This is a genomic window from Streptomyces sp. NPDC051310, assembly GCF_044455245.1.
Classification (GTDB): domain Bacteria; phylum Actinomycetota; class Actinomycetes; order Streptomycetales; family Streptomycetaceae; genus Streptomyces.
The window spans coordinates 85605-103187 of sequence record NZ_JBITEO010000026.1 but is presented as its reverse complement, the minus strand read 5'-3'; the positions used below and the strand labels follow the sequence as shown (position 1 = coordinate 103187).

The following is a 17583-nucleotide window of genomic DNA, read 5'->3' as shown; positions in this document are numbered from 1 at the left end:
TCCGTCGCCGTACCGAAGCCGGCGTACTGCCGCATCGTCCACGGCCGGCCCGTGTACATCGACGGGTACACACCCCGCGTGAAGGGATACGAACCCGCCTCGCCCAAGGACTCCGCGGGATCCCACTCCGCGAGCGCGTCCGGTCCGTACACCGGCTCGATGGGAAGCCCCGACTCAGATGCGCGCACCATGGTGCCTTGCTTTCATAACGTATTCCCCCAGTGATGTGTCGTCGTACGTGCGGTGGCTTCATCGAAGCCAGGCAGGCAGGACTGTTGTGTTGTGCGCGTTCCGGTGCGCCGTCGGCGCTACGGAGCGGGCGCGGTGGCCCGGGGGGCAGGCAAGGACCTGGCGAGTGCGGCGTGAGCCGACGGCCCGACCGGCACCGCCGCGTCCGGCGACGGAAAAGACCGGGCAACTCGGCCGCGAGCTGAGCGTCCTGCGCCGCGCGCAGGGCGAACGACATCAGCCGGCCGGGCGGCGGGAGATCACTTGGCAGTGTCTCCGGCGCACGGAGCCGACGACGCATCAGGCACCGTCATCCGACGGCACCCACCCCCCGATGGTATGCACGATGGAACTGTCTTACGTGAACCAGAAGATAGGAGCTGAGAATGGCTCCGTCAACAGCCGGTCCGTTGCGTTGATTTCCGTTCATGTTACCGGCGAGGAAAGATTTCCGTTCACCCGCCTTGCGTGCGTCGTCCGGCCTCTTGGGTGGTGAGGCCGTGGAACGGATACGAACGGCGCGTCGCCTTGCCCGTGGTCGGGGGCTTCGCATCAGAAAGCGTACTTGCCGATATGTTCGAGTGGGGAATCCTAACCCGGGAAGGTCGTTCGTGAAAAGCGGAACGCTCCCTGTCCGTCGGCTCGGAGGACGGTACGGAAAAAACTCGCGGGTAACTTTTCCCGGCGCCGGCCGGGGATGTGCCGGTCACGCGTGGGCTCGCCGGGTGCCGCGGGGGTGGCCTTTGACGGTGCCCCCACTTTTCGCCATACTCCTTCCCACGTCTGCCGGTTGAGGACCGCGGCGGACGATCGGGGGATGCAGGGGATCGGGGGAATCACGGAGCCGGATTCAGTGGTGCTGCGGTGAGGTGATGTGTGTCATCGCAGCGGCCCATGGCGTGGCTCGACCATGAAGTGAAACGAACGGGGAATCGGCGGGGTGCGGCATTCCGCGCCATGGCCTTTCCCGCGACCGCGGTATGTCATTCGCCGTGCGGCTGAGGAATCGTGCGGTCAGCCGCCCTTTTGGCTTTTCTGTTCGGCACAAGTGGTGCGCAGCAAATCCTCCGTGCATCCAGCGCATTCATGAGGGCGTTGCTTCGCCAGGGTTCCGGCCGGTGGCCGGCCGCCCTGCTCCCGTCGGGTGCCACAGGGGCAGGTGTGGTGGTGACGGAAGGACAGGGCGGCATCAAGGTGCATGTCCGGCCGGGCGCGCGGCTCCGCAGCCGCGCGAACGGCCGTCGGTCCTCAGCCCCTCGCGGCCTGGTAGAGGCCACGTCCGGCGCGTGCGGCACGCGAGGTCGCCACGAGACGGTCGAGGGTGCTGCGGACGGTGTTGATGCTGCTGGTGGAACCGTCTCGGCCCAACTCGTGCGCCACCTCACGGGCTCGCATGGGCCGGTCGGCACGCTCCGCCAGCACGGCGACGACCTGTTCGGTCAGCCCGTTGCCGTTCTCGCCCGCCGTGCCGTTGACGCTCCCACCGTTCGCGGTCGCCGTCGCGTTCGCCGTCCCGGGAGAGGCGGGCGCCGCCTTGGGCTCGGCCGCTGCTGCCGGCGACGACTTCTTCCGTGCGGTGGTGTTCTTCGGTGCGGTGGTGTTCGGCGCACTGGACTTCGGTGCGCTGGACTTCGCCGCAGCTGTCTTCTTCGACGTGGCGCTCTTCCTCGACGGGGTGGTCTTCTCCGCCGAGGGCCGCTTGGCCGCGCGCTTGCCGGACGTCGTCCTGCCCTTGCCACCGCTCTCCGAAGCCTTCTTACGGGCCGGGCGGGCTGCGCGGGCAGGGGCAGCCGTTGCCGCGTCCCGGCCGCCGTCGACGTCCGTGTCCGCGTTGACGTTTCCGCTGTCGTTGCTGTTGCTGTCGCTGTCGCCGACCACGCCGTCCTCCGGCACGGACTCCGCGGCCGGCACCGGAATCTCATCGGTGCCGATGTCGGTGCCGGGTGCGGTGTCGGTGTCGCCGCCGGTTGCGGTGGGCGCAGGTGCGGGGACGGCGGCGGGAGCCTCGGCCGCGTTCTCCTCCGCCGCACGCGGCTTGGGGAGTACGGCGGTTCCGGCGAGGTCGCTCAGCGCGGCCAGCGCGCTGCGTACGGAGGCGAGGCGTGTGGAGACCGCCGCGAGTTCGGCCTGCAGGGTTTGCTGGTGGCGTTCCAATTCGGGGAGTTCGGCCTGCAGCAGTGAGGTCGTTGTCTCGATGCTGTTGGCGGCGTTCGGCGTCGATGCCATCGATGCGGCTCCAGTCATGGTCAGAGGATTGATGCTGTGAGGCTGCCCAGAATGGCGTCATCCATGGTACGGCTGATCAAACGTGCCAACAGAGGTGAGGGTGTTGTGGACCGCGTGCTGCCCGGGCGGTGTTGCGTCAGACGACACCGCTCAGCGGCCCGTCGTCACCTCCCGTGCGCAGCCATGCCGCGGTGTCGGGCCACAGCATGCCGTCGGTCACCGGGGCGCTGGCGAGCAGGACGGTGTGCCCGGCGGGCAGTGGGACGGGACGGGGCGCCAAGTTGACGACGCACACCAGACCGTCGCCCCACCGGAAGGCGAGCACGCCCGACGGCGCGGGGATCCAGCGGAAGCCGGAGGTGACCGCCCGGGCACCCGCCTGTCTGACCGCCGCACGGCGCAGGGCCAGCGCCGAGCGGTACAGGGTGAGCATGGAGTCCGGCGCGCCGTCCTGCGCGGCGACGGTGAGCGCGGCCCATCCGGGCGGCTGCGGCAGCCAGGGGTCCGTCCCGTCCGGTGCGAATCCGAACGGGGGTTCGGTCCCCGACCAGGGCATCGGCACCCGGCAGCCGTCCCGGCCGGGGTCGGAGCCTCCCGAGCGGACGTGCATGGGGTCGCGCAACCGGTCGGCGGGCAGGTCCTCCACTTCGTACAGCCCCAGTTCCTCACCCTGGTAGAGATAGAGCGAGCCGGGCAGTGCGAGCGTCAGCAGGCAGGCGGCGCGGGCCCGCCGGGTGCCGAGCGCAAGGTCGCGGGGCACGGCATGCCGCTTTCCGGCGAAGTCGAACGACGTGTCCTCCCGGCCGTAACGCGTGACGGTCCGGGTCACGTCGTGGTTGCACAGCACCCAGGTCGGCGGAGCACCGACCGCCTCGTGGCTCTCCAGGGTCGCGTCGATGCAGGCGCGGAGGCGTGCGGCGTCCCACGGGCACTGGAGGAACGAGAAGTTGAAGGCGGTGTGCAGCTCGTCCCCGCTCAGGTACCGGGCGAGGCGCGCGGGATCCGACAGCCACATCTCGCCCACCAGGAGGCGCCCGTCCGGGTACGAGTCCGCGATCCGCCGCCAGGAGCGGTAGATCTCGTGCAGGTCGTCCCGGTCGGCATAGGGATGCGGGTCGGGCGTCCGTCCCGGGACGAGATCGGGCAGGGCGGGGTCCTTGGTGAGGAGCGTCGCCGAGTCGACGCGTATCCCCGCCACCCCCCGGTCGAGCCAGAAACGCAGCACGGCTTCGTGCTCGGACCGCACCCGCGGGTCGGCCCAGTTGAGGTCCGGTTGTTCCGGAGCGAACAGGTGCAGGTACCACTCCCCGGGCGAGCCGTCCGGTTCGGTGACCCGGGTCCAGGCGGGACCGCCGAACTCGGACACCCAGTTGTTGGGCGGCAGACCACCGTCGGGGCCGCGGCCCGGACGGAAGTGGAACAACGCCCGCTCCGCACTGCCCGGCGGTGCGGCGAGTGCGGCACGGAACCACGGATGGTCCCGGGATACGTGGTTGGGCACGACGTCCACGATCGTCCGCAGGCCGCGCCGCCGCGCTTCCCCGATCAGCTCCTCGGCCTCGGCGAGCGTGCCGAAGAGCGGGTCGACGTCCCGGTAGTCGGACACGTCGTAGCCGCCGTCGGCCATCGGCGAGGGGTACCAGGGGGTGAACCACAGGGCGTCGACACCCAGCGACACCAGATGGTCCAGCCGTCGCCGTACCCCCGCCAGGTCACCCACACCGTCCCCGTCACCGTCGGCGAAACTGCGCGGGTAGATCTGGTAGATGACGGCGTTGCGCCACCATGCGTGCTCGTGCTCCCGCCGGGTCCGGTCGCTCATGCCCCTGCCTCGCAGGTTCCTGCCAGGCCGGTACCGGCGCTGGTGGTGGACCGAGCGCCGCGGCGCAGCGGCGCGGTGAAGTCGACGGTCCGCAGGTCGGGCAGGACCCGGTCGGCGGCGCCGTAGTCCAGGCCGCGGGTCAGGGCGGTGGGCACCGCCACGACCGTCATCCCGGCGGCCCGCGCCGCCGCGACACCGGTGAGCGAGTCCTCGACGGCCACGCACCGGGACGGTGCGACCGCCAGGGCGGAGGCCGCCGCCAGGTACGCGTCGGGCGCCGGCTTGCGGTGGGCGACGTCGTCGCCGGTGACCACGGCTTCGAAGTGGTGGCCGATCCCGTGGTGCCGCAGCCACCGGTGCACCCACCCGGACTCCGAGGAGGAGGCGACGGCCAGGCGCAGCCCCGCGGCACGGGCCCGCTCCAGTGCGCCGCGCACCCCGGGCAGGAGGTGCACGCGGTCCGGCGTCATGAAGGTCTCCCAGTGCGCGGCGAGCCGCCGGCGCAGCAGGCCCTCGTCCGGCGGCGCGCCGCCGCACCCGTCGCGGAGCACGGCGAAGAGCCGCGGGTAGCCCTCGGGGCGGCCGCAGACCTCGCGGGCCCACAGGTCCTGCGGCAGTCGTACGCCGTACTCCTCGAAGAGGGCGCTGCAGGCGAGGAAGTCGGGGCGGACGGAGTCCACCAGCGTTCCGTCGAGGTCGAAGACGACGGCGTCGCAATACGGGGCCCGGCGCGCGACGCCGGACCCGGCGCCGGCGCCGGTGCGGGCGTCGGTCAGGACCGCGGACGAAGCCTCGGCGACGGTTCCGGGCACGGCGCCGGCGCCGGTCATGGCCTCGGACGAGGCGTCGGTATCGGTGCCGCACGCGGTGTCGGCGCCGGTCAGGGTTTCGGACCCGGCCCCGGACGGGCCCCACCCCTGGACGCGGGAGCCGGGGGAGGGGGCGCCGCCCGGGCGGCCGGGCCGCGTCACGCCACGTCCCTGATGATCCGCGCCGGGTTGCCCGCCGCGAGGACGCCGGACGGCAGGCTCTTGGTGACCACGCTCCCCGCTCCCACGACGGTGTCCGCACCGATCGACACCCCCGGCAGTACGGTGACGCCGCCACCCAGCCACACCCGGTCGCCGAGGGTGATGGGGCGGGCGCTCTCGTACAACTCGCGCCGCAGCGACGGATCATAGGGATGGTTCGCCGTGAAGAGCTGGCAGCGAGGCCCGAGGAACACGTCCGCGCCGAGGACGATCGGGGCGCAGTCCAGCAGCACCGCATCGAAATTGATCTTGGTTCCGGGGCCGAGTTCGATGAAGAACCCGAACTCGCACAGGAACCTCGGCATGACCCACCCGCCCGGCTCCACGCGGTGCAGCAGGTCCCGCAGGACGGCTTCGCGGGTGCGGAAGTCACCGAGCGCGGTGTTGTTGAACCTGTCGAGCAGTTCCATGCAGCGGGAGCGGTAGGGCCGCAGCACCGGATCGGCCGCCGGGTACAGCTCCCCGCTGCCGAGCCGCTTCTTGATGGCGTCCAGGCTGTCGCCGTCCAGTCCGGTCGGTCGCACGCGTGTCGTCTGCCTTTCGGGGGATTGCGGAAGGGGGCCATGAGGTGGTCGGAACGGGGGGCCGCCGGGCCCGCGGGGGCTCAGCCCGGTCACCGGCGGCGCAGCCGGACCGTGACGGGCCGGTGGTCGGAGGCGGGCGGCCGCTCGCCGCGCGGCTCGGGCCACGGATCGGGGGAGCGGTACTCGGCGAGGGCCGGTACGAGGGACGGGGAGAGCAGGAGCAGGTCGATGCGGCGTTCCGCCTCGCCCGGTGCCGGCGCACCGTACGTCGGCGACCGGTCGCCCATCAGGGCGCCCGCGTCCACGAGGAGCGGGTCGGACGGATCCCCGAGCAGCCGCCGCAGCGGCGCGCGATCGGAGCGGTCCTCCGAGGCGAGCAGGTGGTCGCCCCTGCGGTGCCGCGGCACACGGCTCCAGTCGGGCTCCGGGTCACCCGGAGGCAGGCTGTTGGCGTCCATGCCCACCACCAGCGGCGGCAGGGAGGGATCCGCGTACCGGCGCAGATGGTCGGACTCGATCCGCCGGCCCGTCGGGCTGAACGGATCGAGGTGCGCCACGAGGAACCGCAGCGGTGCGGACCAGCCCGGGAGGCCGAGGGTCGCCAGGCCGTGGCCGTGCCAGTGCGTCAGCTCGTGCGCGGGCCGCTCGGTGCCCAGCAGCTCGATGTCGCGCTGCCAGAACACGGCCTGGTGGCAGCCGGTCTTCGCGGTGAACAGCTCGCCGTCCATCCCGAAGCCCGCCTTGGCGTCCTCGAAGAGCGCCCCGCCGTCCAGGTGCCAGCCCCAGCCCTCCGTCGTGAGCAGGACGCGCGGGCGCAACGCGGTGACCAGCGCGCACTGGGCCAGCCACCGTTCGTCCCGGCCGTCCAGCCGCTCGATCCCGGCCTCGTACAGATTCCAGAACATCACCAGGTCGGTGCCGGCCGGAGCGTCCGCGGGGTGGTGCGCCGGGCTCATTTGATGCCGACCACCATCGACTCGGGCCCGTCCAGGTGCTCCACGTAGGTGTCGCGGAACCCGGTCCGGCGCATCCACTCCTGGCACTGGGCGCCGGTGTAGTCGAAGCCGCCCGGCACCTCGGCGTGCATGATCAGACTGAGGATCAGGCCGACGGCATTGCTGCGGCGGTCGTCGTCGATCAGCGTCTCGTACACCAGGACGGCCCCGCCGGGCGGGAGCGCCGCGTACGCCTTCTCCAGCAGTTGCAGCTTCTCGGCCTCGCCCCAGTTGTGCAGGACGTGGCCGAGCACGATGACATCACCCCACGGCAGCGGGTCGCTGAAGAAGTCACCCGGCCAGAACTCCACGCGGTCGGCCACGCCCAGCCGGCCGGTGTACTTCTCGAACCCCTCCCGGGCGGGCGGCAGGTCGAATCCGACGGCGGCCAGGTGGGGGTGCCGGCGCAGCAGCCAGCCGGGCAGCGCGCCCTCCGCGCAGCCCACGTCTACCAGGGTCCGGTACCGCTCCCAGGGGAACCGCTCGGCGATGGCGCGGGCCGATCCGATGGACAGGGCGGTCATGTCCCGCTGGAAGGCGCGTACGGAGTCGGCGGTCGCGTACGTGCCGGCGTAGAAGTCGCGTCCGTCACGCACCGCACCGGACGCCCGGCCCGTACGCAGCACACCGACGAGGTCGTCGGCGAGGCCGGCGCACTGGGTGAGGAAACTGTCGCCCAGGTAGCTGGCGGGCTTGGCGGCGTCCAGGTACTCGTCGGCCTCGGCGGTGTTGGCGTACACGTCGCCGGTGCGGCTGAGCAGGCCGAGGGCGACCAGGGCGTCGAGGAAGTCGGCCGCGGGCCGCGGGTGCAGTCCGACGCGCTCGCCCAGCGCGGCGGCCGGCAGCGGTTCCTTCGCGAGTGCGGTGAACACCCCCAGTTCCACGGCGCTCAGCATCGTCTTCGTCTTCCAGTGCGCCCACATCAGATCGGTCACGGGCTGGGGGGAGATCATGGGGAAGCCTCCAATTCCTCGGACGGGGTTGCGGTCGGTGTTTTCGGGGTGGGGGAGGGCAGCGGCTCCCTGCGGAGCCGGCGCGGCGTGCGGGGCCGCCCCGGTGGTGACGGCCGGCGCCCCGCCGGCCGTGCCGCACGCGCCGCCGGTACGAGGGGTACGGCGGCCACCACGGCGAGCGCGGCGAGGGCGAGCGGGATCGACGCGGGTACGGCCCCGGCGGTCAGCCGGCCGAGGACGAACGGCAGGACCGCACTGCCGGCCAGGTTGGCCGTCAGCAGCACACCGCTGGTGCGCCGCGGCCCGGGCAGGACCGTGACGGCCCAGGCGAGCAGCGTGGGGAACACGGCCGCCAGACAGATCCCGGCCACCGCGTACGAGGCCGGGGCGAGCTCGGCGGCGGCCGCGGCCGCCAGCGCGCAGGCTCCCGCGCACAGGGCCGTGAGCACCAGCGGGACGTGGGACACCCGTCCGGCCGCCAGCGGCAGCAGCAGCCGGCCCGCCGTCAGGCCCGCCCAGAACAGCGCGCTGAGCCGTGCGGCGTCCTCGGGGGTGTGACCGGCCGCGGAGAGGTGGGTCGCCTCCAGCGCGCCGATGGCCGCCTCGAGACCCGCGTACAGGAAAGCGGCCGCGGCACACGCCACGAGCAGCCCCCGCGGCGCAACGGCCCCCGCGGTCGCCGGGCGCCACCCCGGCGCCGCGGGAACGGCACTCGGTCCGGGACCCGGTCCGGGACCAGGGACAGCACCCGGTCCGGGACTCGGGCCTGTACCCGGTACGGCACCGGGTACGGAACCCGATCCGGGACCCGGTACGGCATTGTGCCCGGGGGACGGCTGCGGGGACGGTTCGGCACGGTGCCCCGGATGCCGCTCCGCGGACGGCTCGGCGAGCGCTGTGCGTTCGCCGAGCGGTACGGGGCCGGGAGAGCCGGCCTCCTGCGAGCCGGTGTCGCCGGCCGCCGGGTCACCGGCCCGCCGGAACGGCACGCAGCACACGGTCAGTACCGCGACCGCCCACAGCAGCTCCCGTACCGCGCCGGTCCCGCCCACCAGCAGCGGTCCGGCCGTCGCCCCGGCGCCGAACGCGGCGTGCAGCGCGCCCAGCCGGCGTACGCCCGCGGCACCGCCGGCACGGCCGAACCAGGCGTTGGCGTACAGCACCAGGCCACCGAACCCGATGCCGGCGACGAGTGCCCAGGCGGTGAGGACCCACCAGGCGGGCGCCGACGGCATGCCGGCGCACCCGGCCGCGAAGGCCGCCAGGTACCACGACACCAGGGAACGCGCGGGCAGCCGTCGTTCCAGCGGCCCCGAGCCCAGCAGCGCGAGCAGCGCACCGACGTTGTACGCGACCACGACCTCCGTACCGCCGCCCCCGCCCCCGGTGCCGTACGCGGCGCGCAGCAGGGGCAGCGCCGCGCCCAGGGCGGCGGTGACCGCGCCGAGGAGCACGGACAGCGCCAGGCCGGCCACGACGGCGGCGCGCCGGGTGGCGGCGGCGCTCACCGCCGGTCGGCCAGTGCGGCGGGGACGTACCGCGGCACCGAGAACGCGGCCGTGCAGGCGTCGGAGAACGGAGCCTGCGCGAACAGCCCGATCCTGACGTCCCCCGCGCCGGAGCCGAAGAAGGTGCGGACGAAACGCCACTCCCCGTCCGGCTCCTCGCGGCAGAACACCGCGCGGCGCCGGCCCTCGCGGGTCACCAGCAGTTCGGCGTGCGGGGCGGCCAGGGAAGGCCCGACGGCCTCGTCGGACACCGGCCGCGAGACGACCGTGACCACGGCCCAGCCGCCGTCCCGGGTGCGCTCCACGCACACCTTGAACCAGCCGCCGGCGTCGTGCACGACGATGCCGCCGGCGTCGCCGAAGGCCGTGCCCCGGACGGTGACCGCGGCCCGGAAGGTGTGGTCGCCGGTGACCGTCCGGCCCAGCAGCGGGATGCCGGACGCCTCGTACGTCCCGGGCATGGTGAACAGGTCGCACCCGCGCTCGGCGCGGATCTCCAGGGCGTGCGGATCCCGGACGGGCAGGGCTCCGGGGCCCGAGAAGGACCAGTCGGCGCCGTCGAAGGGGAGGGCACGTTCCCCTGAGGGGGCGCCCCCCTCCGGGGCGACCCCGGAAGCCCCCGGGAAGTCCCCGGCGGAGCCCCCGGCTGCGGTCGCCGCCGCAGCGCCCGGCGCGGCGTGCGCGGTCACGGCGCCGTCATCCCGCCGTCGACGCTGATCGCCTGCCCCGTCACGCGGGCCGCGGACGCCAGATAGAGGACGAGCCCGGCGATGTCGTCGGGGGTCTGGAACTCCCGCTGCGGGATCATCGACCGCATGCGCTCCCAGCACTCCTCCTCCGACTCGCCGGGACGGACGAACTCCGAGAGCAGGTAGCGCCACATGTTGGACCGGACGATCCCGGGGCAGACGGCGTTGACGCGGATGTTCTCCTTCGCCACCTCCTGCGCGAGCGCGGCCGTGAAGCCGACCACCCCGAACTTGGCCGCGCAGTAGTGCGCCACCTTCGCGAAGCCCGAACGCCCCGATACCGAGGAGAAGTTCACGATGGAGCCGCCGCCCGAGGAGCGGAGCAGCGGAAGCGCCTCCCGCGACGACAGGAACACGCCGTCGAGGTTGCCGGACACCACGTGCCGGAACTCGGTCAGCTCCATCCGTTCCACCGGGCTCACATGGGTCACACCGAAGGCGTTGACGACCGTGTCGAGCCGGCCGGGCCCGTCGGCGATCCCCGCGTAGAGGGCGCGTACCGCTTCCTCGTCGGTAGCGTCGACCTCGGCCGCCGTGACGCTCAGGCCCTTGGCGGTGAGCCGGTCGGCCAGGTCGCGCGCCTCGGTCCAGCCGGTGACGGCGGTCGAGCGGTAGTGGTTGAACGCGGAGGGCAGCCGGTCGGTGTCGGCGGCCACCACGTGCGCGCCGCGCCGGGCGAACGCCTCCACCACCGCGGCGCCGATGCCGCGGCCGCCGCCGACGACCAGCGCCACCCGTCCCGTCAGCGGTGCGTCGTGATCCGTCGTCATGGGGTCTCTCCTGTCAGGGCGGCGCCCACCTCGGCGGGCCTGAGCGTGTACGTGAGCGGGGGCAGGACGAGGGCGTCCAGCAGGCGCGGGAAGGCGCGGTAGTCGGCGAGCTTGCGTTGCGGTGCGGCGACGACGCGGCGCAGCGCCGGGGCGTCGTGCCCGGTGCGCGCGGCCCGCGCGTCCAGGGCGGCGGTCAGGGCGTCGTCGCGGTGCTCGAAGAAGTCACGGAACAGGGCGGTGGCCACCGCGGCGTCCGCGGCCCCACCGGACCCGGTGCGCGGGGCGACGCGGACGGCCGAGGGCAGGACCCGGTCGTGGTGGGCCGCCACCGGCAACGGGTGCCCGGCGAGCGTCCGCAGGAAGGTGCTGTCCGTGTAGGGCGTCACCGACCGCAGCGCCGCCGGTTCGACGTCCCGCGTGAGCAGCTTCTCCACGAGCGCGTCCTCGTCGACGCGGCCCAGCGGGCCGACGCGGCCCATGTCGAACGTGCTCGTGGTGTCGAGGGAGGTGGGGACCAGGTTGCGGGCCGGGAGCAGCTCGACCGCCGGGCCGATGGCGGCCGCGAGCACCGGGACGCCATGGGCCAGGGCCTCCAGGACGACCCGCCCCAGCGTCTCCCGTGAGGCCGTGCTCGGGAAGAGCAGGACGTCGATCGCGTCGAAGAACTCCGTCAGCCGCTCCTGCGGCCGGACGCCCTCCATGCGCACGGCGTCCTCGGCCACTCCCGCCTCCCGCAGGGCGGCGCGGACCCGGCCGGCCTCCCAGCGGGGGTCGTTCGGCTTGCCGGCGCACACCAGGCTCACCCCGCCGCCCGCCTCCAGGTGGCACCGGGCGAACACCGACAGCACCTGGTCGAAGTTCTTGGCCAGCGACAGCGCCCCCAGGTAGCCGATCCGCAGCGGGCGCCCGGCCGGCGGCAGGGCACGCGGGGCGCGGCGCGGGAGCCGGTCCAGCATGGGGTAGGCCACCGCGGAACCGGACGCCGTGACGGAGGGGAAGTTCCGCAGGAACAGCCGGCGGGTGTACTCGGTCGGGAACAACGCCAGGTCACCCGGGCGGACCAGCGGCGCGCAGAGCTCCTCCTGCGCCCAGTAGCCCGACCACAGGGCGGTGTGCACCTCCCGCACGATCCGGAAGTCACCGCCGTGGCGCTCCCGCCAGTGGTGGTAGAGGAAGGCGTACGGCCCCGAGCCCGCGTACACGACGTCGCCGCCGCCCAGGCCCGCGATACAGCGGGGGCCGGCCGTCAGGTCGTGCAGCGCGACGGAGCCGCGCCGCGCCAGCAGTTGCGACATCTCTCGGTGCATCAGGATCGCGCCGTCGACGATGCCGTCCGTATCCGGCGCCCGGTAGTCATGCGTGTGCAGGCGCATGCCCCGCCTCCCGGCTCTCCCGCAGCGCGGCGAGGCGCTCCCGCAGCATCCCGACGCTCATCCCGTGCAGGGGCAGCTGGCGCTGGTGCACCCGGTTGGCGATGTCCCGGCGGACCGCGTGGACCTCCACCGGCAGCAGGTGCTCCGAGCGCAGCCGCTCCCCGAAACCGCCCTCGGCGCCGTTGTACTCGACGCTCAGGATCCGGCGCGCACGGGACAGCACACCGAGGTCGGCCGGCCCGAGCCGCGGGTCGAACGCGGCGCAGTGCAGGTGCGGGACGCCGAGGTCCCGGTTGGCCTCGTCGACCAGCACGCCCGCGTAGCCGAACGTCACCACGACCGCGTCCTGCGCGGCCGTCGCGTCGCCGGGCGGGGTGAGCCACACCCCCGCGTCGATGTCGGCGGCGCAGTCCCGGGCGGGCGGGGTGAACTTGGCGTCGACCATGCTGACGACGTGGGTGGTGGCCGGGTCCCGGCTGAGCCGGTCCAGGCACGCGGCGAACTCGGCCGCGGTGACCGGCTCGTACACCCGGGTGTGCAGCAGCAGGCCGAGCAGGTTGGTGGCGTTGTGGGCGCCGCCCCACGCCCCCCAGCTCCGTCCGGCCAGGACCAGCAGGTTGCGCACGCTGGTGGTGGCCTCCGTGAGCATGCTCAGCGAGTCCATGTAGTACATGGCATCGGTGGCCACCACTTTGGTGGTGTCGTCGGGCAGCGACAGGGTCATGCCCACGGTCAGCGTCTCCGCCAGCCCCGTGTTGGTGTACGGGACGTGCCCCCGCAGGCCGAACCGGGCGGCCATGTCCGGCGTGAAGACGGCCATTTCCCGCCCCGTACGCTCCTGGTGCGCGGCGAGCATGCGTCCGGCGGTCGAGGCGAACGACACGGGCCCCGGCGCCGCGGCCGCCGCGCCCGCCGGCTTGAAGCTGTGGTCGCCCTTGCGGGTTCGGCAGACGAGCACCGCCGGGCCCGGCAGGGTGAGGAGCGCCCCGAGCGCCGCCTCGACGGCCCAGTCGTCGCAGCCGTCGACCTCCATCAGCCGGCCCAGGTAGGCCGACAGGTAACCGGTGTTCACCGGCTTGGCCAGCGGTTCGATGCCCTTGGCGTTGGCGTCGACGACCAGGACCAGGTTCGTCAGCCCGGCGTCGTGCGCGAAGCGCAGCGCCTCGAAGGCGGCACCCTCGTGGAGTTCGCCGTCCCCCGCGAGGCAGACCACCTTGCGGTCCTCCCCGCGCCGCGTCAGCTCCCAGGCGAGACTGACCGCCTGCGCCACGCCGACGCCGAGGCTGTACCGCATCGTGTTGCGGAACCCGAGGTCGCGGTGGACGACACCGGTCAGTCCGTCCTGGTGCAGCGTGGCCAGGGGCGCGAAGGGCAGCGCCCCCCGTACGTAGTGCTCGGCGTAGAAGGCCGGCGCGATGTGCCCCCGGCCGACCACCAGCTCGGCCGGGCCGCCCCCGTCCCCGTCGTCGACCAGCCCGAGGGCGAAGCAGGCGCGCACCAGGGACAGCGACGACAGGTTGCTCTGGAGGTTCCCGGAGCCGGCGATCTCGTGCATCCGCAGCAGAACTTCGGCGCTGTTGGTGGAGAGCCGCTCGGGGACCTGCGCGGCGACCTTGCGCAGACCGTCCAGCAGGGAGCCCCCGCCGTGGTCGCCGCGCTCCAGTTCGTCCAGCTCCCGGAGGACCACCGCGCGTTCGGCGGCGGTGAGCCGGGGCAGCGCGTCACGCGCGGGCCCGGCGAAGCGCTCGTACAGGTCGTTCACCGGCCGGCCCCGCAGACCTCGTCGAGCGCCTCGCCGAGCACGCCCACGATTTCGTCCACCTCGGCCGTCGTGGTGACGAACGCCGGCGCGAGGACCACCCAGTCGTCCTGTCCGCGGATGATCAGGCCGCGGCGCAGACAGGCGGACGCCACCCGCTCACCGAGGCGCTCACCGCCGCCGGCCAGCTTGATGCCGTACAGCAGTCCCACCGCGCGCACGGTGCCGCGCCCCCCGGCGACCTCCCGCAGGCGCGGCTCGGTGTACGCGGACAGCTCACGGATCCGGTCGAGGTAGCCGCCGTCGCGGAAGAGGGTGACGGCGGCGAGCCCGGCGGCCGAGGCGAGCGGGTTGGCGGCGTAGGTGTGGGACGGGGCGAACGACACCGGCCCGCCGTTCTCCCCGAGCCCCGCCGCGATGTGCTCGGCCATCAGCACGGCGGCCAGCGGTGCGTACCCGCCGGAGATCCCCTTGCCGACGCACAGGATGTCGGGCGTCACGCCGAAGGTCTGCGCCGCGAACGGCCGACCGGTCCGGCCGAAGCCGGTGACGATCTCGTCGAAGACCAGCAGGACACCGTGGCGGTCGCACACCTCCCGGACCCGGGCGAGGTAGTCCGCGGATGCGATGGCCATGCCGCGCAGGTGGATGACGGGTTCGATGACGAGCGCCGCCACCGAGTCCGGCCCCTCCGCCTCGATCGTCCGCTCGATCATGGCGGCGGCGATGGCACCGGACTGCTCCGCCGGTACGTCCCAGAAGGCCTCCAGGCAGTCCGGCGGCCAGACGTGCACGACCCCCGGGAGGCCGGGGCCGAAGCGGGTGACGTCGGGCCGCCCGGTCAGGGTCAGCGAACCGAAGGTGGCTCCGTGGTACCCGTGGTAGTAGCTGAGGATTTTCACCTTGCCGGGGTTGCCGCGGGAGCGGTGGTGGAGCCGCGCCAGCCGTATCGCGGCCTCCACGCTCTCCGATCCGCCGTTGACGAGCTTGGCTGCCGTGATGCCGGCGGGCGCGAGGTCGACGAGGCCCCGGGCGAGTTCGAGGGCGGCGCGGTTGGTGCCGTGCAGCGGCGGGTTGAAGGGGAGCGTGCGCAACTGGTCGGTCACGGCGCGGACGATGGGCTCGCAGTCGTATCCGAAGCACGTCACGAAGACACCGGAGAGGGCGTCCAGATAACTGCGCCCCGCCGCGTCGGACAGGCGTACGCCCTTGCCGGACTCGAAGAGCAGGGACTCCTCCGAGTGCGGTACCTCGAAGCAGAACGCGGAGAGGTCGGAGGGCCAGGACGACAGCGGTGCGGGTCGGGCGGTGGTCACTACAACTCCTTGGAGGTACGGAGGTACGGAGGAACGGAGGAACGGAGGAAAGAAAGGGACGGGAGGGGGGAGGGGAGTGCTGTGGCGGTTGCCGGCGCGGCGCTTCGGGTGCGAGGGGTATGGGGCCGGTGGTCCGCTGCGAGGGGTACGGAGTGGCGGGTCGGGTGCGAGGGGTACGGGGCGGGGGCGAGGGGCCGGGGGTCAGTGCGATGCCGCGCCGATGAGCAGCTCGTGGACGGCGAGCCTGCGCCTCGGGGACAGAAGCTCGAAGTAGGCGAGCCACTGCGGGGTGAGGATGGCGCGGTCGAGGATGTCCTTGGCGATGTCCACGACGACCGGCAGCGAGTGCGCCATCAGCACCGGCATCAGCAGCTCTTCGTCCCCCGGGCGCAGCAGTCCGCGGCGCCGCCCGGCGCCGAGGAACCCGGCGATGACGTCACGGGCCGCTGCGGCGTCGTCGCCGCAGGCGAGGACCGCGGTGTCGGCCACCCACGCCAGGTCCAGCAGCCGGTCGTCGACGTGGAGGTTGTCGAAGTCGAGCAGGGCCACCACCCTGGGTCCGCCCTGCTCGGCGAGGAGGAAGTGGTGGAGGTGCAGGTCACCGTGGACGACGGCCGGGCGGGTGGCCGCCGCGCGGACCGCCGCCCCGTGACCGCTCTCGAGGGTCAGCCGCAACAGTGGTGCTGCCGCGCGCAGTGCACGCAGCACGCCGGCCGCGGCCCGGTGCCACCGGTCCGTACCGCGTTCGGCCTTCGGCAGCAGCCGCCGCTCGGCGTCCCGCAGCGCGGTCGGCCAGTGCTCCTCGTCCACCAGCAGGGGAAGGTGGACGGAGGCGAGTTCCCCCGCCACGTCCGGGGGCAAGGTGTCCAGGGCCTCCCGCAGGTCCAGCCCGGCCTCCACGATGGCGACGGCCTCCGCCCGGCTGCTGCCGCTCGCCCCGGTGCCGGTGCAGTAGGGCGAGATCTCACAGACGAGGTTCCCGTGGCGGACGCTGGGGCTGCCGTCGGCGGCCGGTACGACGGGCAGGGCGGGCACCCCCTGGCGGCGGCAGTGCCCGATGACACGGTCCTTGAGCGGGTAGAAGGAAGCGGGCCGTGCCGCGTCGCTGTTGAGCTGCACCTTGAGGACGTGGTGACCGGTGGGTGCGGCGATGCGCCAGAGCCCTGCCGTGTGGGTGAGCGGCGCCGCGCCTCCCACGGTCAGGGGGCGGAGCTCACTCCCGGCCCACGCCTTGCCCCAGTGGGCGGCGAGGACCTGGCGTACCCACTCCTCGGTTCCTGCCGGGGCGACGACGGTCATCGGGTTCCTTTCGGTGATGGAGAGCGGAGCGACGCGCAGCGGACGCTGTACGGCGATGGGGGCGGGCGGGGCGGACGGTGCCGGCGCGACCCGGGCGGCGCGAGCCGGGCGGCGCGGGGCGGGCCGGCACGTCCTGGTGCCGTCTGGGAAAGCGTGGCGGGCGGGTCCGGTGCGGGGCCAGCGTTCCGCAATTGCGCTGCCCGTTGTTCTCCTGGGCGTGCCCGTACGTACCCCGCGCCCGCGTTCAAATGAGCCCGGACCGAATGGCGTAGGAAACGGCGTGCGCGCGGTTGCGCAACTCCAGCCGCCCCATCATTCGGTACAGGACGTTCTTGACGGTTCGCTCTGAATAAGCCAATTTCTCGGCGATGTCGGCCAGATCGCATCCCTCGGAGATGAGCCGCAATATGTCCGCCTCACGCACGGTGAGTTGCCGGGCGGATGCGAGCCCCTGCGGAATGAGGACATCGCGGCAGGTGCGCTGGATCTGGTCGAGCAGCCGGCCCTGGAGGTCGGCGGGCAGCGAGCCCCCGCCCTCGCCCAGCCGGAGCACCGTTCGTACGAAGGTCTCGGGCGTGGTGTCCCGCCGCCACAGCACCGCGCGCACACCGCACTCGACGGCCAGGGCGACGTCCGTCCTCCAGCGCGTGCCGGCCACCACCAGGAAGGGGCCGGTGCGGCGCCGTGCCGACAGTCCGCGCAGCACATGGAGGGTCTCGCCGCTCACCGTGTCGGCCGTGAACACCGTCACATCCGCGTCCTCCGCGCCGTCGCGGCCCATCACGACCACGCGGGGGTCGCCCTCCAGGTAGCGGGCCAGCCCGGTGTAGGTGATGTGGTCGGTGGCGTGGACGGCGACGCGCAGCGGCGCCCCGCCGTCGGGCCGCCGTGCGTCCCGCTGCCGGCCGGGCACCCGCTCCGGACGGGCATCCGCAGGGGTGCTGTGCATGACGGCCGCTGCGGGACAATCGCGTGCCGACGTGTTCACATCAAACTCCATTTCTCCCGGGGAACGCGTGGGATATTCCGG

15 protein-coding genes are annotated in these 17583 nt (G+C 73.4%); all 15 read right to left on the bottom strand.

Going from position 1 to position 17583, the window contains the following annotated elements; all coding sequences use genetic code 11:
- A partial coding sequence (locus ACIA79_RS29265) for a methylmalonyl-CoA mutase family protein (RefSeq protein WP_399431385.1) occupies positions 1–191 on the bottom strand: 191 nt, incomplete at its 3' end.
- Between the two features lie 1285 nt (positions 192–1476).
- Entirely contained in the window at positions 1477–2472 is a 996-nt protein-coding gene (locus ACIA79_RS29260; RefSeq protein ID WP_399431384.1) for a hypothetical protein, read from the bottom strand.
- Positions 2473–2590: 118 nt separating this feature from the next.
- Entirely contained in the window at positions 2591–4276 is a 1686-nt protein-coding gene (locus tag ACIA79_RS29255) for a glycoside hydrolase family 13 protein (RefSeq protein ID WP_399431383.1), read from the bottom strand.
- Complete coding sequence (locus ACIA79_RS29250) at positions 4273–5247, bottom strand: HAD family hydrolase (RefSeq protein ID WP_399431382.1); 975 nt, start codon at positions 5245–5247, stop codon at positions 4273–4275. The genes ACIA79_RS29255 and ACIA79_RS29250 overlap by 4 nt, the downstream gene beginning before the upstream one ends.
- Entirely contained in the window at positions 5244–5831 is a 588-nt protein-coding gene (locus ACIA79_RS29245) for a sugar O-acetyltransferase (RefSeq protein WP_399431381.1), read from the bottom strand. Before ACIA79_RS29245 ends, ACIA79_RS29250 begins: the two co-directional genes overlap by 4 nt.
- Before the next feature lie 89 nt (positions 5832–5920).
- Positions 5921–6787 (bottom strand): endonuclease/exonuclease/phosphatase family protein, encoded by an 867-nt coding sequence (locus tag ACIA79_RS29240; protein WP_399431380.1) that lies wholly within the window; start codon positions 6785–6787, stop codon positions 5921–5923.
- Entirely contained in the window at positions 6784–7779 is a 996-nt protein-coding gene (locus ACIA79_RS29235) for a methyltransferase (RefSeq protein ID WP_399431379.1), read from the bottom strand. Before ACIA79_RS29235 ends, ACIA79_RS29240 begins: the two co-directional genes overlap by 4 nt.
- The gene (locus ACIA79_RS29230) at positions 7776–9287 is read right to left on the bottom strand and encodes a hypothetical protein (RefSeq protein WP_399431378.1); all 1512 of its coding nucleotides are present in this window, start codon (positions 9285–9287) and stop codon (positions 7776–7778) included. Before ACIA79_RS29230 ends, ACIA79_RS29235 begins: the two co-directional genes overlap by 4 nt.
- The gene (locus ACIA79_RS29225; protein ID WP_399431377.1) at positions 9284–9976 is read right to left on the bottom strand and encodes a DUF1349 domain-containing protein; all 693 of its coding nucleotides are present in this window, start codon (positions 9974–9976) and stop codon (positions 9284–9286) included. Before ACIA79_RS29225 ends, ACIA79_RS29230 begins: the two co-directional genes overlap by 4 nt.
- Positions 9973–10806 (bottom strand): SDR family NAD(P)-dependent oxidoreductase, encoded by an 834-nt coding sequence (locus tag ACIA79_RS29220; protein ID WP_399431376.1) that lies wholly within the window; start codon positions 10804–10806, stop codon positions 9973–9975. Before ACIA79_RS29220 ends, ACIA79_RS29225 begins: the two co-directional genes overlap by 4 nt.
- Positions 10803–12179, bottom strand: a complete 1377-nt coding sequence (locus ACIA79_RS29215) for a glycosyltransferase (protein ID WP_399431375.1) — start codon at positions 12177–12179, stop codon at positions 10803–10805. The genes ACIA79_RS29220 and ACIA79_RS29215 overlap by 4 nt, the downstream gene beginning before the upstream one ends.
- The gene (locus ACIA79_RS29210; protein ID WP_399431374.1) at positions 12160–13941 is read right to left on the bottom strand and encodes a 1-deoxy-D-xylulose-5-phosphate synthase N-terminal domain-containing protein; all 1782 of its coding nucleotides are present in this window, start codon (positions 13939–13941) and stop codon (positions 12160–12162) included. Before ACIA79_RS29210 ends, ACIA79_RS29215 begins: the two co-directional genes overlap by 20 nt.
- Positions 13938–15254 (bottom strand): aspartate aminotransferase family protein, encoded by a 1317-nt coding sequence (locus ACIA79_RS29205; RefSeq protein WP_399431373.1) that lies wholly within the window; start codon positions 15252–15254, stop codon positions 13938–13940. Before ACIA79_RS29205 ends, ACIA79_RS29210 begins: the two co-directional genes overlap by 4 nt.
- 201 nt (positions 15255–15455) lie before the next feature.
- Positions 15456–16553: a phosphotransferase gene (locus tag ACIA79_RS29200; RefSeq protein WP_399431372.1), complete on the bottom strand. Its 1098-nt coding sequence runs from the start codon at positions 16551–16553 to the stop codon at positions 15456–15458.
- Between the two features lie 244 nt (positions 16554–16797).
- Entirely contained in the window at positions 16798–17502 is a 705-nt protein-coding gene (locus ACIA79_RS29195; protein WP_399431371.1) for a response regulator transcription factor, read from the bottom strand.
- Positions 17503–17583 lie beyond the last annotated feature (81 nt).

Excerpts from the sequence above, each read along its gene's own strand:
- ACIA79_RS29260 (WP_399431384.1), bottom strand. The coding sequence starts at position 2,472 with ATGACTGGAGCCGCATCGATGGCATCGACGCCGAACGCCGCCAACAGC.
- ACIA79_RS29215 (WP_399431375.1), bottom strand. The coding sequence starts at position 12,179 with ATGCGCCTGCACACGCATGACTACCGGGCGCCGGATACGGACGGCATC.
- ACIA79_RS29255 (WP_399431383.1), bottom strand. The coding sequence starts at position 4,276 with ATGAGCGACCGGACCCGGCGGGAGCACGAGCACGCATGGTGGCGCAAC.
- ACIA79_RS29195 (WP_399431371.1), bottom strand. The coding sequence starts at position 17,502 with ATGCACAGCACCCCTGCGGATGCCCGTCCGGAGCGGGTGCCCGGCCGG.
- ACIA79_RS29200 (WP_399431372.1), bottom strand. The coding sequence starts at position 16,553 with ATGACCGTCGTCGCCCCGGCAGGAACCGAGGAGTGGGTACGCCAGGTC.
- ACIA79_RS29220 (WP_399431376.1), bottom strand. The coding sequence starts at position 10,806 with ATGACGACGGATCACGACGCACCGCTGACGGGACGGGTGGCGCTGGTC.
- ACIA79_RS29240 (WP_399431380.1), bottom strand. The coding sequence starts at position 6,787 with ATGAGCCCGGCGCACCACCCCGCGGACGCTCCGGCCGGCACCGACCTG.
- ACIA79_RS29235 (WP_399431379.1), bottom strand. The coding sequence starts at position 7,779 with ATGATCTCCCCCCAGCCCGTGACCGATCTGATGTGGGCGCACTGGAAG.